We start from the raw sequence: 23317 nt of genomic DNA, 5'->3' as shown, positions 1-23317 counted from the left end.
CTCAGCCGCGTCAGTGCGTGGGCAGCCCTCGTTCGGAGAACTGACGGCGAACTCGCTCCAGCAGCACGGCATCAGGCGTGGGCACGTCGTCGAGCGGGAACGGGATTCCCAGCGCGGCGTACTTCGGCGCGCCGAGCTTGTGGAAGGGGAGCACCTCCACGCGCTCGACGGCGTCGAGGGTGCTCACGAAGCATGCGATGCCTTCGACGTTGTCCCACGCGTCGGTGTGTCCGGGAACCAGCACGAACCGGATCCACATCGGCTTGCGCATCGCCGACAGCCTGCGCGCGAACTCCAGCGTCGGGGTGACCTCACCGCCGGTCACGTGCCGGTAGGTGACCGGGTCCCAGGACTTGATGTCCAGCAGCACGAGGTCGGTGTCGGCGAGGAGTTCGTCGGTCGCTCGTGCACCCAGGAAACCGGAGGTGTCGAGGGCGGTGTGCAGGCCGAGCTCCTTGGCACGGCGCAGCACAGCCGCCGTGAAGTCCGATTGCAGCAACGGTTCTCCGCCGCTGATGGTCATGCCGCCACCGGCCACCTCGATGAACCTGCGGAACTTCGCCATCTCGCCCGCCACCTCGTCGACGGTCGTGCGGTGGCCGTCGCGCATGTGCCAGGTGTCGGGGTTGTGGCAGTACAGGCACCGCAGCGGGCACCCGCTCAGGAAGAGCACGAAGCGGGTGCCCGGTCCGTCGACCGCGGTGGAGACGTCCCACGAGTGGACTGATCCGGTGCTGATCACAGCGACTCGTGGAAGGTGCGGTTGATGACGTCGCGTTGCTGCTCGGGCGTGAGGCGGATGAAGTTCACCGCGTAACCCGAGACGCGGATGGTCAGCTGCGGGTGGTTCTCGGGGTGGGCCATGGCGTCGAGGAGCGTCTCCCGGTTGAGCACGTTGGCGTTGAGGTGGAACCCGCCCGCGTCGGTGTACGCGTCCAGCACACCGACCAGGTTGGTCACCTGTTCGTCGGGGGTGCGGCCGAGACCGGTGGGGGTGATGCTGGCGGTGAGCGAGATGCCGTCCTGCGCCTGGTCGTAGGGGAGTTTGGCGACGGACAGGGCGGCGGCGACGAGGCCGTGCCTGTCCCGGCCGTTCATCGGGTTGGCGCCGGGGGCGAACGGTTCGCCGGCGCGGCGACCGTCGGGGGTGTTGCCGGTGTGCCTGCCGTAGACCACGTTCGAGGTGATGGTCAGGACGGACTGGGTGTGCACGGCGCCCCGGTGGGCGGGGTGGCGGCGCACCTTGCTCATGAAGCTCTCGACGAGGTCGACGGCGATCGCGTCGGCCCGGTCGTCGTTGTTGCCGTACTTCGGGAAGTCGCCCTCGACGACGTAGTCGACCGCCAGACCGGACGCGTCGCGGACCACCCGCACCCGCGCGTACCGGATGGCGGAGAGGCTGTCGGCGACGACCGAGAGGCCGGCGATGCCGCAGCCCAGCAGGCGCTGGACGGGGTGGTCGTGCAAGGCCATCTCGATGCGCTCGTAGGCGTACTTGTCGTGCATCGCGTGGATGATGTTCAGCGCCTCCACGTAGGTCTTCGCCAGCCAGTCGGTCGTCCTGTCGAACGCGGCGCGGACCTCGTCGTAGTCGAGGTACTCGGAGGTGATCGGCGGGAAGGGCGGTGTCACCTGGACGCCGGAGATCTCGTCCCGGCCGCCGTTGACGGCGTACAGCAGGGCCTTGGCCAGGTTGACGCGGGCACCGAACAGCTGCATCTGCTCGCCGACGCGCATCGCGGAGACGCAGCAGGCGATGGCGGTGTCGTCGCTGAACCTCGGCCGGATCAGTTCGTCGTTCTCGTACTGGATGGAGCTGGTCTCGATGGAGACCTTCGCGCAGAACCGCTTGAAGCCCTCCGGCAGGCGCGGCGACCAGAGCACGGTCAGGTTGGGCTCGGGAGCGGGACCCAGGTTGTACAGGGTCTGCAGGAACCGGAAGCTGGTGCGGGTGACGAGCGGGCGGCCGTCGGATCCCATGCCGCCGATGGACTCGGTGACCCAGGTGGGATCACCGGAGAACAGCTGGTCGTACTCGGGCGTGCGCAGGAACCGGACGATGCGCAGCTTGATCACGAGGTCGTCGACGAGCTCCTGGGCCTCGCGCTCGGTGAGCCGGCCCTCGTCGAGGTCGCGCTGGAGGTACACGTCGAGGAACGTCGAGGTGCGGCCGAGCGACATCGCGGCGCCGTTCTGCTCCTTCACGGCGGCGAGGTAGGCGAAGTACAGCCACTGCAAGGCTTCGCGGCCGGTGCCGGCCGGTCCCGAGATGTCGTAACCGTAGGAGGCGGCCATCTGCCGCAGTTCCCCGAGTGCGCGGATCTGCTCGGCGAGCTCCTCGCGCTCCCGGATGACGTCCTCGGTCGACCAGAGTTCGTCGAGCGCGGCGCGTTCGTCCCTCTTCGCCTCGATCAGCCTGTCGACGCCGTAGAGCGGGACGCGGCGGTAGTCGCCGATGATCCGGCCGCGGCCGTAGGCGTCGGGGAGTCCGGTGATGACGCCGGCCTTCCTGGCGCGCAGGATCTCGGCGGTGTAGGCGTCGAACACGCCGTCGTTGTGCGTCTTGCGGTACCGGGTGAAGATCTCCCGGACCTGCGGGTCGAGCTCGTAGCCGTACGTCTTGAGGCCCGACTCCACGATGCGCAGCCCGCCTTGGGGCATGATCGCGCGCTTGAGCGGCGCGTCGGTCTGCAATCCCACGACGAGCTCGTGCTCGCGGTCGATGTAGCCCGGTGCGTGGGCCGTGATGGACGACGGGGTGTGCGCGTCGACGTCGTGGACGCCGCGGGCGCGTTCCTCGGCGAACATTCCGGTGAGCCGGTTCCACACCGCGGTCGTGCGCGGCGTCGGGCCGGTCAGGAACGCGGCGTCACCGTCGTAGGGCGAGTGGTTGGCCTGGATGAAGTCGCGGACGTCGATCGCGTCGCGCCAGTGTCCCGCGCGGAAGCCTCGCCAGGCGAAGTCGTGCGCGGGTGCCTCGATCACGGTGCCAGGTCTCATACCTCCACGGTCGTCCCGCCGGGACGCGGGGGACAGGGGCCGTGGGGGGTGACGGGCCCGGGACCATGGTCCCGGCCCCGTCAGGGCTTGCCCAGCAGGTGCACGAGGGCGGCGCCGGTGATCGCGGACATCGTGGCGGCCATCAGCAGGCCTCCGGCGGCGCCGACGAGCAGGACGAGCGCGGTGGGTTCACCGGGCTGCCACAGGGGAGTGGTGAAGGCGGTGAACACGACCAACCCCGCACACCACCCGATCCCCGTGGCCCACACCCACCGGAACGCGTGGTCGGCGTGGCGGCGCAGCACGAACCACTGCCCGAGACCGATCGACAGCAGGACCCCCATGCCCGCGACCGCGGCCAGCGGAAGCAGCACCGCGAGCGGCAGGGTGCCGAGCGGCTGTCCATAATGGACGGCGAGCATCGCGACCGACCAGGCGAACACGGCGCCCAGCGCGGTGACCGCGATCCAGTCCGGCGAGCTCAGCCTGGGGATGATGCGGCGGAGGGCGAAACCCTGCGCCGCACCGAGCACCGCGCCCTCGATCCCTCCCGCGAGAACCAGCAGAGGCCCTGAGGACGTCAACGCGCCCGTGATGGCAGGCGCGAGGAAACCGGTGAACTCCCCGGCGGTGACCCAGACGAACCACGCCCGCCACACGCCGGTCGTCAGCTTGGTGCTCATCGCCCCACGATGGTCGGGTGGCCGGGCCGGTCACAGGGACGAAGGTCCTCGGTTCCGGGGTCCCCAAGCCGTTCCCCCTGCCGCGCGGCGGTGGTGAGAGTGGTGGGCATGACGCGCATCGTGATCGCCGGTGGGGGGATGAGCGGGCTGAGCCTCGCGGCGCACCTGGCCGTCGCGGACCACCGGCATCCCGTGGTCGTCGTCGACGACGGCTCCCGCCCGGTCGAGGACGGGGCGTGGGCGTCCTGGAGCGCGGGAGCCGGGCTGCTCGACGCCGCCGCACACCGGTGGTTCGACAAGATCCGGGTGCACGCGGGCGGCCGGACCACCGTGCTGCCGCTGGGGCGGTACCGGTACCGCGTCGTGCGGGGACGGGACCTCGCCGAAGTCGTCCACCGGTACACCGATCCGCTGCCGGGCTTCACCCGTCAGCGCGGGCACGTCGACGGGTTCACCGACGGCGGCCTCGTCGTGGACGGCCGGTTCGTGCGCGCCCGCTGGGTGTTCGACAGCGTGGTCGGGCCCGGCGAGACGCCGCCCCTCGACGCCCAGCTCGTCTTCCGCGGCTGGCGGGTGTCGAGCGAGCGGGGTGTGTTCGACGCGGAGATCCCCACGTTGTTCGACTTCCGCACGCCCCAGACGCACGGGGCGAGCTTCGTCTACGTGCTGCCCGAAGACGCTCATCACGCGCTGGTCGAGCACACGGCGTTCGTCGCACCGGGAGCCGCGCAGGACGAGACGGCACAGCGGGAGGCGCTCGCCGAGTACCTCGCGGAGGTCGCGGGTGCCACCGGGTACGAGGTCGAGCGGGAGGAGCACGCGGTGCTGCCGCTGTGCGCGGCGCAGCCTCCCCGCGCACACGGGCACGTGCTCACGATCGGAGCGCGGGGCGGCATGCTGAAGGCGTCCACCGGATTCGCCTACCAGCGCGTGCAACGGGACAGCGCCGCGATCGCCTGGTCGATGAGCCGGCACGGCCATCCTTTCGACCTGCCGCGGGCGCCAGGGCGGTTCCCCCTGCTGGACTCCGTGCTGCTCGACGTCGTCACCCGCGAGCCGGTGCAGCTCGAACGCGCGTTCGCCGCCCTGTTCCGCTTTCGCACGGCGGAACCCGCGCTGCGGTTCCTCGACGAGGAAACCACGCTGTCGCAGGAGATGCGGCTCTTCGCGGGCATGCCGGCGGCGACGTACCTCGCGGCCGCGCGGCGCCGTCTCACCTTCAGCGCCGGTGGTGCGTCTCGTGCCACCACGTCACGATGATCGTCGCCGCGGCGGTGAGGGCGGCCCACAGCAGCAGCATGAGCACGGCGGCCATGAAGCCCTCCCAGTCGGGCGTGTCGTACCAGCGCATCGAACGCTCCTCGGGTCGCGAACTCGACACGCCGAGACTCGCGGTCGGCACGGGCGGGCAGGAGGGGCGAAGGGCCCGCGCGGCCTGGGCACGTCCGCCCTGCCGGGGCGTCGGCACAGGGGCGAATCGTGGACGGCATGCGAGGAACTTCCGCGGGTGACGACATGAGATCACCGTCCGCACCGGTCGTCGCGGGCGTCGACGGCTCCGCCTCGGCGCTCGCCGCCGTCAGCTGGGCCGCGGCCGAGTGCGCCCGGCACCACCTGCCGTTGCGGCTGGTGCACGGGTACATGCTGCCCACCAGCGGCTACCCGGAGATGGTGATCACCGGCCCCGAGGCGCGCCAGGCCGTCGAACAGCAGGCCCGCGACTGGCTGACCGAGGCCGCCGCGGCCGCGCGCGCGACAGCACCCGACGTGGAGATCACGACCGAGGTGTTCTGCTGCGGTGCGGGAGGGCTGCTCGTCGAGGAGTCGAGGAAGGCACGGCTCGTCGTGGTCGGGTCCCGCGGGCTCGGCACCGTCACGGGGCTTCTCGTCGGCTCCACGGCGGTGGCGCTGGCGGCCCACGGGCACAGCCCGGTGGTCGTCGTGCGTGGCACGCAGACACCTGGAGGTCCCGTGGTCGTGGGTGTCGACGGGTCACCGACCAGCGAGGCGGCCGTCGCGTTCGCGTTCGAGGCGGCCTCGTTGCGCGGCGCGGTGCTGACGGCGGTCATGACGACTCAGGACTTCACCCTCGACCGCGCCTACAACGTCTCCCGGATGGCGGTCGACTGGGCGCAGGTCGAGGAGGACGCACGCCGGTTGCTCGCACAGCGGCTCGCCGGCTGGCAGGACAGGTACCCCGACGTCGAGGTGCGTCGCGTCGTGGTGCGGGACCGGCCCGCACGAGCCCTCGTGCGCCACGGTTCCGAGGCGCAGCTCCTGGTCGTCGGCAGCCACGGGCACGGCGGATTCGCGGGCATGCTGATCGGCTCGACCAGCCAGGCGCTCGTGCACCACTCACCCTGTCCACTGGCGATCGTCCGCGCGGCGCGGTGAGACAGGGTCCAACGTCACTGCCCCTGCGTGGCCTCCCGCTCTGCCGGACAGCCGGAGCGGGGGCACACGCTCAACGGCATGAACGCTGCAGATGTGATGTCCAGCCCGGCGATCGCGGTGAGTCCCGGCACCACGGTCCGCGCGGCGAGCGCGATGCTGGGCGACCACGGGTTCTCCGCCCTGCCGGTGGTGGACGACGACGGCAGGCTGGTCGGGATCGTCTCCGGAGCCGACCTCCTGCTGGCGGGCATGTCCCCGGAGACGGCCCAGGCACCGGTGTCGAAGGTGATGCGCGGCTCCGTGGTCAGCGCGTCCGCGACGGCCTCGCCGGCGGAACTCACCGCGACGATGCTGGCGAAGCGGCTGCGGTGCCTGCCGATCGTGACGGAGGAGCAGGTGCTCGTCGGGGTCGTGAGCCGCAGTGACCTGCTCCGGATCCTCACCCCGGCGGACGCCGTGCTGGCGGCCAGGGTGGAGACGACGTTGCGGGCGTACAGCGGTGGTCCCAGGTGGACGGTCGCGGTGCGGGACGGGGAGGTCAGCGTGTCCGGCACGTTCGCCGACCAGGCGGAGCGCAAGGTGGTCGAAGCCCTGGTGCGCACGGTGCCCGGCGTGCGCGGCACACGGGTGGCCTGCTGACGGACGAAGGTCCCGGACCACCCAGGTCCCCGGGCACTGACCGGAGTGTGCCCGGACCGAGACGCTGAGACCATGAGCGACAACGAACTCCGCCCCATCGTGGTCGGCGTCGACGGGTCGGCGGCCGGTGCCGCCGCGTTCCGCTGGGCCGCCGCGGAAGCGCGCCGGTGGGGGTGCTCCCTCGACGCCATCTCCGTGTGGCACATGGACTACGGCGTGATGACGAACCCCCGCGCGGCCGCCTCGGGTCTCGACCCCACGAGCATCGAGGCCGAGAACCGGTCCGTGCTCGAAGCCGCGACGGCGGACGCGGAGGACGCGGACGTGCGCCGGATCCTCATCGAGGGCGACGCGAAGAGGCTCCTCGTCGAGATGTCCAGGGACGCGCGGATGCTCGTCGTGGGCAACCGCGGGCGCGGCACGGTCTCCGAACTGCTCCTGGGGTCGGTGAGCGCCTACTGCGTGCACCACGCCACCTGCCCCGTCGTGGTGGTCAAAACGCCGTAGCGGACGCCGTCGCGAAAGATCCGTTCACCAGCGGAGGACCGAGTCATGACACCAGCTCACCGCCAGCCCGTGCTGCACCGGCTGGTAGTCCGGCACGTCCGCGACGACGAGTTCGTCATCCGGCTGCGAGACCACGAACTGCACACCGACCAGCCTGACAGCGACCGGGCGTTGTCACCGGTCGAACTGTTCGTGGCGTCCCTCGCGACGTGCGTCGCTCACTACACCGGCACGTTCCTGCGCCGCCATGGACTCTCGCGAGAAGGCCACGTCGTGAAGGCCGAGTACGCGATGGCGATCGACCGGCCCGCGAGGGTGGCCAGGATCCACCTCACCGTGCACGTCGACACCTCGCTCACCGCACCGCAGCAAGCCGCGCTGCAGGCGGTCGCCAACCACTGCACCGTCCACAACACGCTCCGGCATCCGCCGGAGATCCAGATCCGTGTCGAAGAGGAGTTGCCATGAGCACCGAGAACGCGCCGATCGTCGTCGGTGTCGACGGAACGCCCGCATCCGACCAGGCGTTGCGCTGGGCGGTGGACGAGGCGACCTACCGCAAGCGCCCGCTGCACGTGGTGAACGCGTGGAACTTCGAGCCTTTGGTCGACTGGGACGAGACGAGTGCTCAGAAGCGCTTGCGCGAGTCCGAAGCGCTCGTGGCCGGTGCGGTGGAGAAGGCGTTGTCCGGACGGGTGGACCGGCCGGTGGTCGAACCGCGCAGCCTGCGCGGTGACGCGGCCGAGGTGCTGGAGGAGGCGTCGAAGGGCGCGGCGCTGCTGGTGGTCGCCTCGCACACCGGGCACCGGTTGCGCCAGATCGTGCTGGGGTCGACCAGCATGCACTGCGTGCGGCACTCGTCCGTGCCGGTGGTCGTGATCCCGGTGAACGAGCACTCGGCGAGCGACGAGACGTGAGGTGACGACGATGACCACGGCCGCGACCGGCTATCCGGTGCACGTGCACGCCCGGCTCGACCCCGGCCTGAGCCGGTGGTTGTGGCTGGTGAAGTGGTTCCTCGCGATCCCGCACTACCTGGTGCTCGCCTTCCTGTGGCTCGGGTTCGCCGTGTTCAGCCTCGTCGCGTTCTTCGCGATCCTGTTCACCGGCCGCTATCCGCGGGTGCTGTTCGACTTCAACGTCGGGGTGCTGCGCTGGTCCTGGCGCGTCGCGTACTACACCTACGGCGCCCTCGCGACCGACCGCTACCCGCCGTTCAGCCTGGGGCCCGAGCCCGGCTACCCGGCCACGCTCGACATCGAGTACCCCGAGCACCTGTCGCGCGGCCTGGTGCTGGTGAAGTGGTGGTTGCTCGCGATCCCGCACTACCTCGTCGTCGGGGTCTTCGTCAGCGGGGGCAGCTACATCGCCTACCAGACCGGGCAGATCATCTACAACTCCGGCGGGGGACTCGTCGGACTGATGGCCCTGTTCGCCGGCGTGGCCCTGCTGTTCACCGGCCGGTACCCCAAGGGGCTGTTCGACTTCGTGCTCGGCATGGACCGGTGGGCGCTGCGCGTGGCGGCGTACGCCGGGCTGATGACCGACACCTATCCGCCGTTCAGGTTCGACTCCGGCGGTGACGAACCGGGCGCGACGACGATCGAACAGGCACCACCGCCCGATCTCGGGCACCGCGGCTGGTCAGCGGGACGCGTCATCGCGGTCGTGATCGGGGCGCTGTTGCTACTGACCGGTGGCGCTGTCGCCGGCACCGGCGGGTTCGGCCTGTGGGCCGACTCGACGCAACGCGACCAGGCCGGGTTCCTCAGCACCGGCCAGGAGTCGTTCCGCGGTGAGGGGTACGCGCTGGAGTTCGGCACGCTCGAGCTGCGCTGGACCGACGCGGACTGGGCGCTCGCGGACGGCTGGCTCGGTGAGGTGCGGCTCAGGGCCGACGACGACGTGTTCATCGGCATCGGCAGGACCGACGACGTCAACCGCTACCTGTCGGGTGTGGAGCACGACGAGGTGACCACGACCGGGCCGGCGGCGACGTACCGGCACCGCGGTGGTGGCGCACCCGCGGACCCGGCGGTCCAGACGTTCTGGGCGTCGTCCGGCACGGGACAGGTGACCTGGCGGGCGGAGCAGGGCAGCTGGAGCGCGGTGGTGCTGAACGCCGACCGCTCGCGGGTCGTGGACACCCGGCTCTCCGCGCAGGCCGAGGTGCCCGCGCTGCGCCCGGTGTCGATCGGGCTGCTCGTCGGCGGAGGCGTGCTGCTCCTGCTGGGTCTCGTCGTGATGCTGGTGGCCGCGTTGTCCGCCGGTCAGTCCCGGCGCAACGGGACCACCACCTCGGTGAGGTAGTCGGCAGGGTTCGTCGCGGTGTCCGGCCCGGTGAGGTAGAGCTCCCGGGGCGGGCCCGCCTGGTGGCGGCCGTGTTCGCGGATCCACGCGAACACGGCCTCGTACGCGGCCGGGACGTCCTCGTAGCGGCCGTGGTGGAACGTCTGCGCCGCCGGGCCTTCCGGCAGGACCACGACGTCGATCGGCCCCCGCGCCGCGGGAGTGGCCGAGATCGGCAGGTAGAGGTCGAGCGTGACGTCGCCGTCGGTGAGGGGACCGGCAAGGGCGAGCTGCGGTGGCCCGGTCGGCGCAGCCGAGCAGTCGGCGGCGAACTCGTACAGCTCCTGCAGTCCTCTGCCGACCGCACCGGCGATTCCGGCCGCGGTGGTGTGGACCCGTTGGTGGCAGGTGGTCGTGGATGCCAGCTCCGTCAGCGTCACGTCGTACGTCATGGCTCCGAGAATCGGTCGCGGGCAGGCGGCGGGGCAGAGTCGAACGTCTCGGGGACGAGGGCCACTCGACGGTGGAGGCACACCCGGTGAGGCGGGACGCTGGCCGCGGAGCCGAGGAGGTGGTCGCGGTGCGGGCTTTCGACGTGACGTCCTCTCCCGCGCTGACGGTGACGGGGCGGACCAGGATCGAGGCGGCCGCGGCTCTTGTGGCAGCGCACGGCTTCGCCGCGCGCTGCCCGTGGTCGGTGAGGACGGCGCTCTGGTCGGCCTGGTGTCCGGCGAGGGCCTGGTGCGCGAACAGCTGCGGGCCCGGCGGGTGGCGCGGCGGGTCGAGGACGCGATGACCCCGCTCGTGGTGGCGGTGGACGCCGAGACGCCCGTGGGCGAGGTCGCCCGGCAGTTGCTCGGCCACCACTACCGCTCGTTGCCGGTGGTGTGCGATGGCGTCGTGATCGGTGTGGTGAGCCGGGAGGACCTGCTGCGGGTGCACACCTCGCAGGACGAGGTCCTCGCCGCGAGGGCGAGCAGGTTGTTGTGCGACAACGTCGAGGCGCGTTCGTGGGACCGTGCTGGGGGTGCGGTCCGTCGTGGTGGAGCCCTGCACGTTCCCGGGCTGACCCGCAAGCCGGACGGCGGCTGACGGCAGGTCGTGCCGGCAGCTCGGTGAGGGTGGAGTCAGATGATGTCCTGAAAGGACACACCAGTCAGCTGCCGGCACGGGGAAGTGGCCCCCTGGCACCGGGTACCGACCGGCGCCGAGGCGGGCGGCGACCTCGGCGCCGGTCGGTGACGCGGGCGGACGGACCGGTGTTCGCCGGTGCCGCGACCACAGTGCCCCACCTGCCGCGCCGTCATCCGCGCGGTCGCCGCCTCCCCGGGGCGGCGGTCACGGTTTCGGCTGGTTCGAGACCACCACGGCGCCGAACAGCGCGGTGCCGTTCACCGTCAGCAGGGGAGCGTCCTCGGGCAGCTTGCGCTCGTCGTTGTCCGTCTTGTCGTCGATGCCGCCCATGAACGGCAGCCCGCCGACCGACACCCGCCAGCCGTGCGGGACCAGGACGTCGACGCCGCCGAAGAGCGCGAACGCCTCGATGTCGGCGGTGGAGTCGATCTGCGCCTCGCGCAGGTCGAGCGTCGCGCCACCGAAGATGGCCGACACGTCGGCGTGCCGGAGGTGCTTCGAGCGGTCCTTGGTGCTGGCACCGCCGAACAGCGCGAACGGCGTGCGGGTGCCGTGGTGCCGGCGCAGGCCGACGAGCACGGCGACCCCGACGCCCGCGAGCACCGACGGCACCAGCAGGTCGCCGCTCGTCCAGTCGAGCGTGTTCGCGAGCAGCACGAGGCCGAGCACCGCGATCACGACGGGCCCGACGGACACGCGGCGCTGCGCGGCCATCGCCACGAGACCGAGGACCACCACGGCGGCGGGCCACCAGGCCGCGATGACCTCGCCCGACTCGAGCACGTCGACCGCGTCGAGGATGCCGAACACGCCGAGCGCGAGCAGCACCAGCCCGACCCAGAGCCGCACGGGTTTCACGGCTGTTCTCCCTGCCGTTCCACGACGATCGACCACTCGTTCGCGAACGCGGCGATGGCGCCGATCGCCGTGACGACGGGCGCGGCGATCGCGGCGACCACACCCGCGGTCACCGGGATCTCCATCACCGTGTGCCCCTTGTCGTTCTTGAGGATCAGACGCCGGACGTTGCCCTCGTGGATGAGCTGCTTGACCTTCTCGGCGAGCGCCTCGCCCCGCAGGCGGACCTTGTCCTCGTGTTCGACAGTCATGACGTTTCTCCCTTCCACCACAACGATGTCCCGCGGCGCGTGCCGCGAGCAGTGTCCTTCGGTCATGTGTGCGGGGCCGTCGGCCACTGCCGCTCCGACGGCACGACGGCGAGGTGGTCGACGACGGCGCCCAGGTCGCCTCGTTCATCGAGGACCCGCCGTTGTCGCGTCGCGCCTCCGCCACACCTGCGCAGCCATGACAGACGTCGTTCGACGAAGCCGAGGTCACCGGTGTCCCGCAGCGCGAGCCGCACGTGCGCCACCAACCGGTCGACCAGGTCCCACCCCGTGCAGGGCCGGCCGGACGCGGGATCGAGGCACCGGCCCTCCAGGCCGGCCAGCGCCGCACGGGAGCAGGCGGCGCGCAGCACGGCATCCGGCGCCGGCTCCTCCGCGGAGGAGATCAGGGCGGTGCTGACGAGCGCCCGCGTGAGCGCCGCCTGCAGAAGCGCTTCGTCCACCGTCGCCGCGACGTCCGCGATCCGCACCTCGACGGTCGGGGCGTGGCGTGACGGGCGAACGTAGTAATAGACCATTCCCGGATCGATGATCACCCCGGCGTCGACGAGCCGTCCGACGAGGTCCTCGTAGTGGGCGGCGCTGTGGAAGCGGGGCGGTACACCGGACACGGGCCACCGGGACCAGATGCTCGTGCGCCAGCTGGCGTGCCGGGTGTCCCTGCCGTCGGAGAACGGTGAGTTGGCGCTCAGCACGAGCAGGGCCGGGAGCCACGGGCGGATGTGGTTGCTCGCGCGGATGGCGTGGTCCGGGTCCGGTACGCCGACGTGCACGTGGCAGCCGCAGACACCTTGGTCCTCGACCAGCGCGCCGTACACCGCCGCCATGCGCCGATAACGGGCGCCGGGGGCCACTGGTGGTGGGCCGGGCCGGCCCAGCGGGGGAGTGCCGCTCGCGACGAGGAGTGCGCCGTGGTGCCGGGCCGCGAGCGCGAGCGAGGTGCGGCCTCGTTCGAGCTCGCGCCGCAGCGACCCGAGATCGAGGCACACCCTCGTCGAGAACTCGGCCTGCGTGGCGGAGAACTCGGGGTGGAAGTCCTCTTCGGACAGTCCCGCGAGGATCGAGGAGGCCGCGGCGACCGGGCGTCTGGTCACGGCGTCGACGACCAGGTACTCCTCCTCGACGCCCATCGACAGCGCGGCGATCATGCGCTCGGCCGTGCGGACGAGGTGAGGTGGGCGGTGAACCAGTCGTGGGCGAGGCGGGAGACGGTGTCGAGCGCCTCCGGTTCGTCGAACCGCCCGTTCGCCCGGTGCACCACCACGAACCGGTGTTCGCACCGAAGTCGTGGAACGAGGCGTTCGTGCACCGCGATGCCGGCCGCGTCACCGCTGCCGACGACGAGCAGGGTCGGTGGCCGGACACGGCCGAGCCACGGCTCGGCGAGGTCGAGGTGACCGCTCAGGCCGAGCACGGCGGCGAGCCCGGCCCGCGGATCCGCTCCCGCCCGCAGAGCCGCCGCCGCTGCGCACCCCGTGCCGAAGCACCCGACGGGCAGTGATCGGTGGCCGGGCTCGCTCCTCGCCCACCTCGTCACGGCGGTCAGCCGGTGACCGAGCAGGCTGACGTCGGTCACCGCGGCGCGGTCGAGCTCCTCCTCCTGGGTCAGCAGGCCCGCCAGCACCGTCGCCACTCCGGCCCGGTTGAGCTCGGCGGCGAGGTACCGGACGCGGGAACTGTGCCTGGCGCTGCAGCCGGCCTGGGCGAACACCACGACGGAGACGGGGTGCTGGGGCACCGCCAGGTCCGCCTGGAGCCGGATCCTGCCGACGGGTATCTCGATCGAGCGTTGCCGGGTCACGCGCCGCCGGGGAGGAGGTCCCCCGGTGGCCGGGGTGAGGGCGTGGACGATCTCCGCGTCGCCGACCTGGCGGAAGTCGTCGTAGTGCCGGCCGACCGCGTCGAAGTCCGGAGGCGTCGTGAGCGCCACGACCTCGTCGGCGTCCTGAAGCAGGAGACCGACCACGTCCGCCGGGCACACCGGTGTCGCGAGGACCACCCGCGCCGCCCCGCGGGCACGGGCGACCCGGCAGGCGGCGCGCGCCGACGCGCCCGTGGCGGCACCGTCGTCGACGACGACCGCGACGCGTCCTTTCAGAGGCACCGGGCGGTGACGGCGGAAGCGGCGGAGCCGGCGCAGCAGTTCCCGGCGCTGGTCGTGTTCGACGGCGGCGAGCTCGGACCTGGTCAGGCCGGACAGCCGCGACACGCGCTGGTCGAGCACCCGCACCCCGCCTTCGGCGATGGCGCCGGCGGCAACGTCGGGCTGGAACGGCAGCCCCAGCTTGCGGACGACGACGACGTCCAGCGGAGCTTCGAGGGCGTTCGCCACCTCCACCGCGACCGGGACACCGCCGCGCGGTACCGCGAGCACGACGGCGTTCTGGTCGCGGAGGTGGTCGAGCCGGCCACCGAGCAGGCGGCCCGCCTGGCTGCGGTCGGTGAACCTCATGACGTCACCTCGTGGTGTTCGATCGGCACGCTCCGGGACAGCTCCAGCGCCCAGGCCACGTCCTCGGGTCCCACGACGCCGGCGAGATTCGGGCCGCGCAGCACCAGCACGACGTCGCGATCCCGCCCGAGCGGTGTCCGGGCGAGCAGGTCGAGCAGCGGCTCCTCCGGGGAGGCGACCGGTACGTCCGGCAGTGCCCGGCACGCGTCCGAGATCCGCGTGGTGAGCGGGTCGTCCACTCGCGCGAGCTCCGCGAGGCTGACCACGCCGAGGACCGTTCCGTCGAACGACACGACGGGGAAGACCCGCCGGTGCGGCCCGGAGACGAGACCGCGCAGGAAGCTCCGCACGGTCCACCACCCCGGCGCGATCATCGGATCCGCCGTCATGACGTCGCGCACCAGCAGACCACCGAGGCGGTGCCGAACCTCGCCGGCGGACTGCTCCGCCGCTCCGCTGACCACCAGGTAGGCGCCGAGCAGCACCAGCCAGAGGCCGGACACCGCGCCGGCGAACACCTGCGCGAGACCGGCCGCGGCGAGCACCAGTCCGAAGGCCTTGCCCGCCACGGCCGCCACCGCGGTGCCGCGGCGCTCGTCACCCGTGCGCCACCACACCGCGGCGGCGAGCACCCGCCCGCCGTCCAGCGGCGCCGCGGGCACCAGGTTGAACACGGCCAGGACGCCGTTGGTGACTGCCAGCCACAGCACGGGCGAGACGACCAGGGCGGGGGCGCCCCACGCGGCGAGGACGGTGCCCGCGGCACCGGCCAGCACCCCGACGACCACGCTGGTGGCCGGACCCGCGACGGCGATGAGGAACTCGGCGCGCGGTGCACGCGGGGGCGAGGACAACCGGGACACGCCGCCGAGCAGCCACAGGTCGATGCGCGTCACGGTGATGCCGAAGCGTTGCGCGGTCAGCGCGTGCGCGAGCTCGTGGGCCAGCAGCGACAGCATGAACACGAGCGCGGCCAGCACACCCGCGACCCAGTAGGCGGAGGCCGGGTGTCCCGGTGCCGTCCGGGGCAGCACGGAGACCGCGACGACCTGCGCCATCACCAGCACCGCGACGATCGTCGACCAGTGGGCGCCCACGCCGATCCCGCGCACGCGCCCCAGCGGCACCGAGGGCAGTCCGGTTCTCATGACCTCAGCGTCCCGACCCCGCGGGTCGCGGGAGCAGGGCCCGAGGTCCGTCGCGCGCACGGCAATGGTCCCTCGCCGATGCCCACCTTGTGTTCTGCGTCACGCCCGCGGTGAAGGGCAGGCTCGGCTCAGTTGCCGGAACGCGGAGGAAGGGGAGCGACATGACCATCAACGGCTACACGGCGAGGCACCGGGCGATGCTGCAGGCGATCGCGGACGGACGTGGCGAGCTGGTGTGCGGGCGCACCCCCAGCCTGAGCGTCGACGGTCTGTGGTGCGACTTCACCGCCACGGTCGAGCTGTTCTCCGGCGGACTCTTCCGCCCGGCGCGGCAGGCGGCCGCCGGTGCGTCCGCGCCTGCCGTCCTCACCACCTCCGGTGTCCGCGTTCTGCGGTCGTTCGCGGCGGCGTGACGTGACACGCCGGACCCGGATCGTCATCGCGGCCACCGCGGCCGTTCTCGTGGTCGCGGCCCTCGTGGCCGTGGTGATCACGACGCGGCGCGACAGGAGCGAGCCCGCCGCCCCGACCTCCACCACCGCGACGCCGGCACCTTCCTCGGCGAGCCGGGAGACCACGAACCTGGTCGTCTACTTCCACCGCGGCGCACCGGGTGATCCGCGCGAGGTGGTCGCGGTACCGCGCTCGGTGCCGAAGACGGCTGCCGTCGCCACGGCGGCGCTGAACGCGCTGCTGCCGGGCCCGACCGAGGCCGAACGCGGCAGCGGGCACTGGTCGATGTTCGGGCCGGGGACGGCACGGAGCCTCCGGAGCGTCCGGGTCGCGGACGGTGTCGCCTACGCGGACTTCCAGGACTTCCGCGCCGCCGTTCCCGACGCGAGCTCCAGCTTCGGCTCCGCGGCCCTGCTCGCCGAGCTCGACACCACGCTGAAGCAGTTCCCCACCGTCAAGTCCACTGTGTACTCCTTCGGCGGAGACGTGCCGGCGTTCTACCACTGGCTGCAGCTGCCCGCCCCCGGACTGGGCGACGAGGCGGACGCGGTGGCACAGGCGAGGCTGTTCCTGATCCAGGTCGCCGGCATGAGGGTGGTGTTCGGCGGCCCGTTCCGCCGCACCGGCAACGGCCAGGCGGAGCTCACGTGCTACCCCGCGCACCCGGACGACGACACCAGACCGGTCACGACCTTGCCGACCGTCGTGTCGTTGCAGCGGTCGGGCGACCGATGGGTGGTGACCGGCACCCGTGCGGAGGCGATCCAGGTCGACGCGCCCGAGGGCGGTGACGTGGTCCGCTCCCCGGTCGCCGTGAGCGGCCGGGCGCACGTGTTCGAGGGAACCGTGTCGGTCCGGGTGCTCACCGGGAAGGGCGCGGTGGAGATCGGTCGCGGGTTCGTCACCGGCGGGGGTGATGTGCCGCGTCCGTTCAGCGGCCGGATCGGTTTCGCGCAGCCGAACGGCGGTGACGGCTGGGTCCTGTTCCAGGAGGAGTCCGCCGCGAACGGCGACATCGTCCTGACCACGGCGGTGCCGGTGAGGTTCGCGGGCGTGCCGGAGCCGTCGGCGACCGTGCAGAGCTGAGCCGCGGCTCGTCAGGGACCTCCGCCACCCCTGGTGCGCTTTCGCAGTCCGAAGAGGACGATCACCGGCAGCGTGAACAGCAGAGGCGCGACGACGGCGAGCGGGCGCTGCAACCACCACAGCAGGTCGGGAGCGCGGTCGTCGGTGATCTGGCCACCGAACAGGAGGAACCCGGTCACGCGGGCGAGCGCCATTCCTGTGCTGTGGAACAGGAACAACGGCAGGGCGACCGCGTTCACCTGGGCGACGACCCGCCGCGCCACAGAGCCGGCCAGGAGCCGTTCGACCACAGGGCGGGTCACGACGGCGAAACCGATCTGGAACACCAGCAACGCCACGACGACGAACGTCGGCGGCCCGATGTTGGACAGCCGGTCACCGGGCACGCCGACCATGGAGCCCGGGTAGAGCCCGGAGAACACGAGCCCGGCCAGGCCGAAGAGCCCGCAGAAGAGCAACGCCCACCCGCCGCGTCGGGTCAGCCGGTGGTGGAAGAAGCCGGCCTGGTGGGCGAGCCACCAGACGACGAGCATGTTCACCCAGCCGATCCACGGCAGGTCGTAGCGGAACCGCAGCACGTCCACCGCCATCGCCGTCCCGCCCAGCCACACCGGCACGAGGACGTCGAACCGGCGGTGCAGCCACGAGCTGACCGGCACGAGCGTGATGAGAACGACGTAGACCCCCAGGAACCACAGGGGACTGACGACCAGCAGCACCACACCGCGGATCCAGGGCAGACCGAACACCGCGCCGGCGACCGCCCCGAGCACGACCCACGTGAGCACCAGCCCGACCGCGGGAACCAGCAGATGCCGGACGTGCCGCCACACGTAGTGGCCGACGCCCTGGGTGCGGTCACGCTCCCAGGAAGCGCTGTGCACGCACCCGCCGACGTAGAAGAACATCGGCAGGACCTGGAGCAGCCACGTCAGGATCCACACGCCGGAGAGGAAACCGAGCGGACTCGTCGGGCGCGGGCCGTCCGGTGTCCAGCGCAGGATCGTGAAAGCCCAGTGCCACAACACGACCACGACGAGACTCGTCGCCCTCAGCCAGTCCAGGTACTCGTCGCGCCGGTGCACACCGGAAGTGCCAGCAGCCGCCGTGTCGCGGCGTTCGCCACCGCTGTCGGGCCGGACCGCGTCCGTCGTGCCGGTCTGGGCGGTGTCGGCGGGATGGCGCCGAGGTCGTTCTTCGTGCACTGCCGGAGGCCGGACCTCGCGGTGATCTCGCTGCTCGGCGGTGGTGAGCGTCGGGAGCGGGCGTTCGCGCTCGTCGGGCTGCGGCACGTGCTCACCTCACTCCCGTTGACGCGGAACGCCGCGGTGCGGCGTGGTGCGCTGTCCCCAGGGTGAACGTCGACGTCCTGCCGAGGCAGGGTCGAAGGGCTCCGGCGAAGCGGGCCGCCGGGCGCTGGGCAACCGAGACCGCCGGTGCTGGACTCGACGCATGGACCGACTCAGCCCGTTGGACGCCGCGTTCCTGGAAGTCGAGGACGCCGACCCGCACGCCTCGCTCGCGATCGCCTCGGTCGCCGTCGTCGAAGGTCCGGCGCCGGGTCACGACGAGTTCCTCGGGCTGATGCGCTCGAAACTTCCCGTGCTGCCGCGTGCACGGCAGAAACTCGTTCGCCGGCCGTTGGACCTCGCCACGCCGATGTGGGAGGACGACCCGTCGTTCGACCTCGACTACCACGTGCGGCGCACGGCCCTGCCCGCACCGGGCGGCGACGCGGAGCTGTGCGCGCTCGTCGCGCGGGTCATGGGGCAACGGCTAGACCGCGATCGACCCCTGTGGGAGTACTGGGTCGTGGAGGGCCTGGCGGACGGGCGTTGGGCGATCCTGGCCAAGGTGCACCACTGCATGGCGGACGGCGTGAGCGGCACCATGCTGTACGACGTGATGTACGGCGACGCCCCCGCGCCGGAGCCTCCGGGCGCCGCGCGCCCGGAGAGCCTGATGTCGTTGCTGGCCAACGTGGTCCGCGCGCCGCTCGACCTCCTCGGCGGGATGCTCTCGCTGGTGTGGTCGTTGCTGCCGGTGCGGGCGACGTCGCTCTTCGGGCAGATCGGCTCACCGCGGCTGTACCGCGTCGTGCGGGCCTCGTTGCCCGAGGTGAAGGAGATCGGCCGGTCTTTCGGCGTCACGGTGAACGACGTCGTGCTGGCCGCGATCTCCCAGGCGTACCGGGCGCTGCTGCTGGAGCGCGGTGAAGAGCCGTCGCCGCACAGCGTCCGGGCCATGGTGCCGGTGTCCGTGCGCGGCGACCGCAGGCTGGACAACCATGTGAGCCTGCGGCTCGCGTTCCTCCCGGTCGAGGCGGACCACGCGGTGGACGCGCTGGACCTGGTGCACCAGCGCTTCACGGAGGCGAAGGGCGGGCACCAGGCCGAGTCCGGCCAGACCCTGGCGCAGCTGGCGCGGCACGAGCCGTTCGCGCCGCTGGCCTGGAGCGTGCGGCTCGGCGGCATGATGCCGCAGCGCAGCATCGTCACGGTGACCACGAACGTGCCGGGCCCGCGCAGACCGCTGAGGGTGCTGGGGCGGGCGATCGTCGAGATCCTGCCGTACGTGCCGATCGCGATCCGCATCCGGACCGGGATCGCCGTGCTGTCCTACACCGACCGGGTCGCGGTGGGCATCACCGCCGACCGCGACAGCACCGCGGACGTCGACGTGCTGGCCGAGGCCCTGGACAGAGCGATCGCCGAGCTGCTCACCGCGTCACGGCGCGACGCAGCCGCCAGGCGCCCAGGCTGAACAGCACGGCCGCGAACCCGAGCAGCACACCCAGGTGCGGTGCGACGGCGACCAGGTCGCCGCTGTGCCTGGTCAGCACGGAGAACCCGTCGTTGGCCCAGCCGTGCGGTGTCGCGAACGCCACCTTCCGCAGCGTGGGACCGAAGAACTCGAGCGGGACCATGCACCCGCCGAACGCGGCGAGGCCCAGGCCGAGCAGGATGCCTGCGCCCGCGGTCTGCTGCTGCGTGCGGCAGACGGATCCGAGGAGCAGCCCGGCGGCTCCGGAGACGAGCGCGAACGCGCACAGCAAGGCCGCCGCCGCCCAGGGATCTCCCCAGCGGACACCGAACAGCAACGCGGAGCCCACGAGGACGACGAGGCCCTGCAGCAGAGCGATCGACACCCGTCCGAACGCCTCGCCGGCCACGACGACCCCCGCGGGCGTGGGAGTCGCGAGCATGCGGCGGGTGACGCCCAGCGACCGCGTCTCGACGAGGAACGCGGCGGTCGTCAGGGAGTTCAGGAAGGTGAAGACGATCAGCTGGTTCGCCGCGCCGAGGTCGAAGCCCGAGTACCCCTGGGGGAAGAGCGCCTCGCCGGTCGTGCCGGCCCGCACCTCGACCGGTTCCACCCGCGTCGAGTCCACAACGGACAGTGCGGCGTCACGGTCCGTGCCGGTCCGCTCCGCCACGAAACCGGCTGCCGCGACGCGGTTCGCCTCGCGGGTCAGCGAGCTGGTCACGAGCATCCTGAGCTGCTGACCGGTTCGATCGGCGCGGAGGAGGAGCCGCGGCGTCGCGCCGCCGGCGCGCACCAGCCCGGCGCTGATCTCACCGCGCTCCACCGCCGTGCGCAACGCGCGTTCGTCCGGGAAGTCGCGCACGCGGACCGCGGGTTCGGCGCTCAGCGCACCGGCGCCGCCCACCACGCCGACCACCGGCGTCGTCGCGCCGCCGAACGCCGCACCGATGATGAAGACCAGCATCAGCGGCAGGGCCACGACGAAGAAGAGGCCTGTGCGGTCACGCAACGCGCGGCGCACGCTGGTCCAGCCGATCGACAGCACCTTCACGGTCGCACGACCTTCCGGAAGAGCAGGAGTGCGAGCCCGCACGTCAGGGCCGCGAAGAACGACAGGACGGCGACCGAGGGCAGCACCGCCGCGACGTCACCACCGGCGAGGTCGGCGAGCCCCCGCAGGAACCAGCGGTGAGGTGAGACGAGGCTGATCGCGTCCAGCACCCCGCCCGCCTGCGACACCGGGAAGAACGCTCCTCCCAGCGCCCCGAGGACGATCGCCGTGATGGCCTGCCAGCCGCCCGCCTGCTCCGAGGTCTTCGCGATCGCCGCGACCACGGCCATCGCGCCGGTCGCGGCGAGCACACCCGCCACCACCAGCAGCGCGACACCGGCCGGGTGGCCCCACCGCGCACCCATCAGCACCGAACTGGCCACGACCAGCAACGCCATGCTCACCAGCCCGACGACCACACCGGTCAGCAGCTTGCCGGCCAGGATCGACGTCCGCCGCACGGGCGCCGCGAGCAGGCGGGCCAGCGTGCCGTCGCGGCGTTCGTCCAGCAGGCCCGTGACGCCCGGTTGCACGGCGAAGAACAGGAAGAAGACGGCCATGCCCGCCGCGTACTGCGTCTTCGCGTCGAGCTGACGGCGTCCGGTCGTGTCCTCCACGACGGCCGCCTGCGGCAACGCGGCCGCCGCCGCCGACGCGAGTTCCGAGGGTGGCGTCGGCACGCCCGAACGGACGGTCGCGGCCACCGCCGTGCGGATCGCGAGGAGCCGGTCCGCGTAAGCCTGCGCGAGCGATCGGGCGATGTCGGTGCCGGTCGGCGCGTCGACGTTGCCGACGACCTCGATCCGTGCGGCGCCACCGGTCCGGACGGCCTCGGTCAGCCCCGCGGGCAGCAGGAACGCCGCGGTGGCCGTTCCGTCGCCGACCAGCGTCCTGGCCTCCTGCTCGGACGCCGCGGTGCGCAACCGGATCGCGCCCGAGGCCGCTGCCCGTTCCAGCACTTCTCCGGTGAAGGTCGTCGCGACGACTCCTCCGTCCGAGTCGGCGACGACGAAGGTGAACATCGGGCTGTCCCCGCTGAGGTCGCCGAGGATGAGCGTGAAGATCCCGGCGAGACCGAGCGGGAGCACGATCGCGAGCACGTAGAGGGTGCGGTCGCGGGCCCGCTCGCGCAGGTCGCGCGCGGCGATCAGCAGTGCGTGGCGCATGGACTCACTCCCGCAGCGCTTTGCCGGTGAGGTGCAGGAAAACGGTCTCCAGGTCGGGTTCGGTCACCTCGACCGACCGCACGACGTTGCCGGCGGCGGAGATGGCCGACAGCACCGCCGGCAGGCACTCGCTCGCATCGCCGACCACGAGTTCCAGACCTGTCCCGTGCGCCGCGACCGCCTGGACGTCGCGCATCGCGCCGAGAGCGGACGTGGCGTGCGCCAAGTCGCCGTCCAGCCGCAACGAGATCCTGTCGCGTTCGCCCAGCCGCTCCACGAGCTCGCGGCGCGCGCCTTCGGCGACGAGGCGGCCGGAGTCGATGATGCCGACGCGGTCGCACAACCTCTCGGCTTCCTCCATGTAGTGCGTGGTGTAGAGGATCGCCACGCCCTGGGCGGCGAGAGCGCGCACGTTCTCGATGATCTGGTTGCGGCTCTGCGGATCGACCCCGGCGGTGGGCTCGTCCAGCACGAGCAACCGGGGTTCGTGCAGAAGACCGATCGCCACGTTGAGGCGTCGCTTCATCCCGCCGGAGTACTCGCGGGCGAGGTCGTCGGCGCGTTCGGCGAGCCCGACCACGTCGAGGACGTGGTCCACCCGCTTCCGGCCGGCGCCGTAGAGGCTCGCGAAGAAGCGGAGGTTCTCCCGGCCGGTCAGGTCGGGGTACAGCGCGAGCTCCTGTGGCACGTACCCGACGAGCCGCTTCGCGGCGGTGGCGCGGGTCGACATGGCGATCCCCTCCACGACGACCTCGCCCGCGTCGCGTTCCAGCACGCCGGTGATCATCGAGATCGTCGTCGTCTTGCCGGCGCCGTTGGGACCGAGCAGGCCGTAGGTCTCACCTTCCGCGATCGTGAACGACACGTCGTCCACGGCCGGCACGTCACCGAACCGGCGTTTCAGGCCGGAGCATGAGAGGACCGCCATGGTGTGCTCCTTCCAGCGGCACGACGACCACGGGACACCGGGCGTGGCGCAGGCAGAAACTGGTGACCGAGCTCATCACCAGCACGCCCGCGCGGCGGTAGCCGTGGTCGCCGACGACCAGGAGGTCCGCGTCCGCCGAACGTTCGACGAGCACCGGTCCCGCCTGGCCGTGCGGCACCTCCTGGTCGACGTGCACACCGCTCGCGGAGTCACCGAGGGCCTCGATCGCCGCCGCGAGCTCGTGGCGGTGCGCGTCGCCGAAAGGACTGGCCGAACTGCTCAGTTGACACACGGACACCGCCAGCACGGACGCGCCGGTCCGCCTGGCCTCCTCGACCGCCCAGGCCAGTGCGTTCCTGGCGGAAGGCGATCCGTCGACGCCGACGACGATGCGGGACGGGGAGTTCATGAGCAGCTCCTCTGGTGGGTGTGTCACCCCAGCGTGCCCGGTTCGGCGGGTCGTGCCGCAGGGTCTTTCGTCCCTGGCACGGGTG

General features: G+C 72.0%; 26 protein-coding genes. 11 read left to right on the top strand and 15 right to left on the bottom strand.

Going from position 1 to position 23317, the window contains the following annotated elements; translation table 11 throughout:
- Window positions 1-10: 10 nt before the first annotated feature.
- From pflA to ND450_RS10640, 3 genes are all read right to left on the bottom strand, one after another.
- Window positions 11-742, bottom strand: a complete 732-nt coding sequence (gene pflA / locus ND450_RS10650) for a pyruvate formate-lyase-activating protein (protein WP_253325972.1) — start codon at window positions 740-742, stop codon at window positions 11-13.
- A complete protein-coding gene (gene pflB, locus ND450_RS10645) occupies window positions 739-3000 on the bottom strand; it encodes a formate C-acetyltransferase (RefSeq protein WP_253325971.1) in 2262 nt (753 codons plus the stop codon). Before pflB ends, pflA begins: the two co-directional genes overlap by 4 nt.
- An 80-nt stretch (window positions 3001-3080) precedes the next feature.
- Entirely contained in the window at window positions 3081-3683 is a 603-nt protein-coding gene (locus tag ND450_RS10640; RefSeq protein ID WP_253325970.1) for a hypothetical protein, read from the bottom strand.
- A gap of 108 nt (window positions 3684-3791) precedes the next feature.
- Between ND450_RS10640 and ND450_RS10635 the strand changes: the two genes are divergently transcribed.
- Entirely contained in the window at window positions 3792-4943 is a 1152-nt protein-coding gene (locus tag ND450_RS10635) for a lycopene cyclase family protein (RefSeq protein WP_253325969.1), read from the top strand.
- On the opposite strand, the gene ND450_RS45700 is transcribed toward ND450_RS10635, so the two are convergent.
- Window positions 4903-5034, bottom strand: coding sequence for a hypothetical protein (locus tag ND450_RS45700; RefSeq protein ID WP_256557484.1), 132 nt, complete (start codon window positions 5032-5034; stop codon window positions 4903-4905). The genes ND450_RS10635 and ND450_RS45700 overlap by 41 nt on opposite strands.
- A gap of 164 nt (window positions 5035-5198) precedes the next feature.
- Between ND450_RS45700 and ND450_RS10630 the strand changes: the two genes are divergently transcribed.
- The 6 genes from ND450_RS10630 (at window position 5199) to ND450_RS10605 (ending at window position 9533) form a co-directional block, all read left to right on the top strand.
- On the top strand, window positions 5199-6077 hold the full coding sequence (locus ND450_RS10630; protein ID WP_253325968.1) for a universal stress protein: 879 nt from the start codon (window positions 5199-5201) through the stop codon (window positions 6075-6077).
- Between the two features lie 78 nt (window positions 6078-6155).
- Window positions 6156-6716, top strand: coding sequence for a CBS domain-containing protein (locus tag ND450_RS10625; protein WP_089920366.1), 561 nt, complete (start codon window positions 6156-6158; stop codon window positions 6714-6716).
- A 72-nt stretch (window positions 6717-6788) separates the two neighbouring features.
- Window positions 6789-7223, top strand: coding sequence for a universal stress protein (locus ND450_RS10620; protein ID WP_253325967.1), 435 nt, complete (start codon window positions 6789-6791; stop codon window positions 7221-7223).
- A 45-nt stretch (window positions 7224-7268) separates the two neighbouring features.
- A complete protein-coding gene (locus tag ND450_RS10615) occupies window positions 7269-7691 on the top strand; it encodes an OsmC family protein (RefSeq protein WP_253325966.1) in 423 nt (140 codons plus the stop codon).
- Entirely contained in the window at window positions 7688-8140 is a 453-nt protein-coding gene (locus tag ND450_RS10610; protein WP_089920371.1) for a universal stress protein, read from the top strand. Before ND450_RS10615 ends, ND450_RS10610 begins: the two co-directional genes overlap by 4 nt.
- Window positions 8141-8150: 10 nt before the next feature.
- Window positions 8151-9533, top strand: coding sequence for a DUF4389 domain-containing protein (locus ND450_RS10605; RefSeq protein ID WP_253325965.1), 1383 nt, complete (start codon window positions 8151-8153; stop codon window positions 9531-9533).
- On the opposite strand, the gene ND450_RS10600 is transcribed toward ND450_RS10605, so the two are convergent.
- Window positions 9494-9964 carry a GyrI-like domain-containing protein gene (locus tag ND450_RS10600; protein WP_253325964.1) on the bottom strand — a complete coding sequence of 157 codons (471 nt, stop codon included), beginning with the start codon at window positions 9962-9964 and terminating at the stop codon, window positions 9494-9496. The two genes, ND450_RS10605 and ND450_RS10600, sit on opposite strands and share 40 nt — an antisense overlap.
- Before the next feature lie 238 nt (window positions 9965-10202).
- Between ND450_RS10600 and ND450_RS10595 the strand changes: the two genes are divergently transcribed.
- Window positions 10203-10604, top strand: coding sequence for a CBS domain-containing protein (locus ND450_RS10595; RefSeq protein WP_253325963.1), 402 nt, complete (start codon window positions 10203-10205; stop codon window positions 10602-10604).
- 246 nt (window positions 10605-10850) lie between these two features.
- Here ND450_RS10595 and ND450_RS10590 read toward each other — a convergent pair whose 3' ends face one another.
- From ND450_RS10590 to ND450_RS10570, 5 genes are all read right to left on the bottom strand, one after another.
- On the bottom strand, window positions 10851-11504 hold the full coding sequence (locus ND450_RS10590; protein ID WP_253325962.1) for a LiaF domain-containing protein: 654 nt from the start codon (window positions 11502-11504) through the stop codon (window positions 10851-10853).
- Window positions 11501-11755 (bottom strand): DUF4342 domain-containing protein, encoded by a 255-nt coding sequence (locus ND450_RS10585; protein ID WP_253325961.1) that lies wholly within the window; start codon window positions 11753-11755, stop codon window positions 11501-11503. The genes ND450_RS10590 and ND450_RS10585 overlap by 4 nt, the downstream gene beginning before the upstream one ends.
- Before the next feature lie 62 nt (window positions 11756-11817).
- Window positions 11818-12921: a glutamate--cysteine ligase gene (locus ND450_RS10580; protein ID WP_253325960.1), complete on the bottom strand. Its 1104-nt coding sequence runs from the start codon at window positions 12919-12921 to the stop codon at window positions 11818-11820.
- Window positions 12918-14225, bottom strand: coding sequence for a phosphoribosyltransferase family protein (locus tag ND450_RS10575; RefSeq protein ID WP_253325959.1), 1308 nt, complete (start codon window positions 14223-14225; stop codon window positions 12918-12920). Before ND450_RS10575 ends, ND450_RS10580 begins: the two co-directional genes overlap by 4 nt.
- Complete coding sequence (locus tag ND450_RS10570; RefSeq protein WP_253325958.1) at window positions 14222-15373, bottom strand: site-2 protease family protein; 1152 nt, start codon at window positions 15371-15373, stop codon at window positions 14222-14224. The genes ND450_RS10575 and ND450_RS10570 overlap by 4 nt, the downstream gene beginning before the upstream one ends.
- 161 nt (window positions 15374-15534) lie before the next feature.
- Here ND450_RS10570 and ND450_RS10565 point away from each other — a divergent pair, with 161 nt between their 5' ends.
- On the top strand, window positions 15535-15786 hold the full coding sequence (locus ND450_RS10565; RefSeq protein ID WP_089920387.1) for a hypothetical protein: 252 nt from the start codon (window positions 15535-15537) through the stop codon (window positions 15784-15786).
- Between the two features lies 1 nt (window position 15787).
- The gene (locus ND450_RS10560; RefSeq protein ID WP_253325957.1) at window positions 15788-16912 is read left to right on the top strand and encodes a Gmad2 immunoglobulin-like domain-containing protein; all 1125 of its coding nucleotides are present in this window, start codon (window positions 15788-15790) and stop codon (window positions 16910-16912) included.
- An 11-nt stretch (window positions 16913-16923) separates the two neighbouring features.
- Here ND450_RS10560 and ND450_RS10555 read toward each other — a convergent pair whose 3' ends face one another.
- Window positions 16924-18204: an acyltransferase gene (locus ND450_RS10555; protein WP_253325956.1), complete on the bottom strand. Its 1281-nt coding sequence runs from the start codon at window positions 18202-18204 to the stop codon at window positions 16924-16926.
- A gap of 160 nt (window positions 18205-18364) precedes the next feature.
- Between ND450_RS10555 and ND450_RS10550 the strand changes: the two genes are divergently transcribed.
- A complete protein-coding gene (locus ND450_RS10550) occupies window positions 18365-19675 on the top strand; it encodes a wax ester/triacylglycerol synthase family O-acyltransferase (protein ID WP_253325955.1) in 1311 nt (436 codons plus the stop codon).
- Here ND450_RS10550 and ND450_RS10545 read toward each other — a convergent pair.
- Genes ND450_RS10545 through ND450_RS10530 form a run of 4 tightly spaced genes read right to left on the bottom strand, consistent with a single transcriptional unit; the run spans window position 19632 to window position 23232 of the window.
- Window positions 19632-20729 carry an ABC transporter permease gene (locus ND450_RS10545; RefSeq protein ID WP_253325954.1) on the bottom strand — a complete coding sequence of 366 codons (1098 nt, stop codon included), beginning with the start codon at window positions 20727-20729 and terminating at the stop codon, window positions 19632-19634. The two genes, ND450_RS10550 and ND450_RS10545, sit on opposite strands and share 44 nt — an antisense overlap.
- Window positions 20726-21895: an ABC transporter permease gene (locus ND450_RS10540; protein ID WP_253325953.1), complete on the bottom strand. Its 1170-nt coding sequence runs from the start codon at window positions 21893-21895 to the stop codon at window positions 20726-20728. The genes ND450_RS10545 and ND450_RS10540 overlap by 4 nt, the downstream gene beginning before the upstream one ends.
- A 4-nt stretch (window positions 21896-21899) precedes the next feature.
- On the bottom strand, window positions 21900-22823 hold the full coding sequence (locus ND450_RS10535; RefSeq protein ID WP_253325952.1) for an ABC transporter ATP-binding protein: 924 nt from the start codon (window positions 22821-22823) through the stop codon (window positions 21900-21902).
- Complete coding sequence (locus tag ND450_RS10530) at window positions 22780-23232, bottom strand: universal stress protein (protein WP_253325951.1); 453 nt, start codon at window positions 23230-23232, stop codon at window positions 22780-22782. Before ND450_RS10530 ends, ND450_RS10535 begins: the two co-directional genes overlap by 44 nt.
- Window positions 23233-23317: the final 85 nt, after the last annotated feature.

The sequence above is a fragment of the Lentzea sp. HUAS12 genome, from assembly GCF_024125735.1.
Classification (GTDB): domain Bacteria; phylum Actinomycetota; class Actinomycetes; order Mycobacteriales; family Pseudonocardiaceae; genus Lentzea; species Lentzea albida.
The sequence above is the reverse complement of the archived record's forward strand: the minus strand, read 5'-3'. Positions and strand labels throughout refer to the sequence as shown.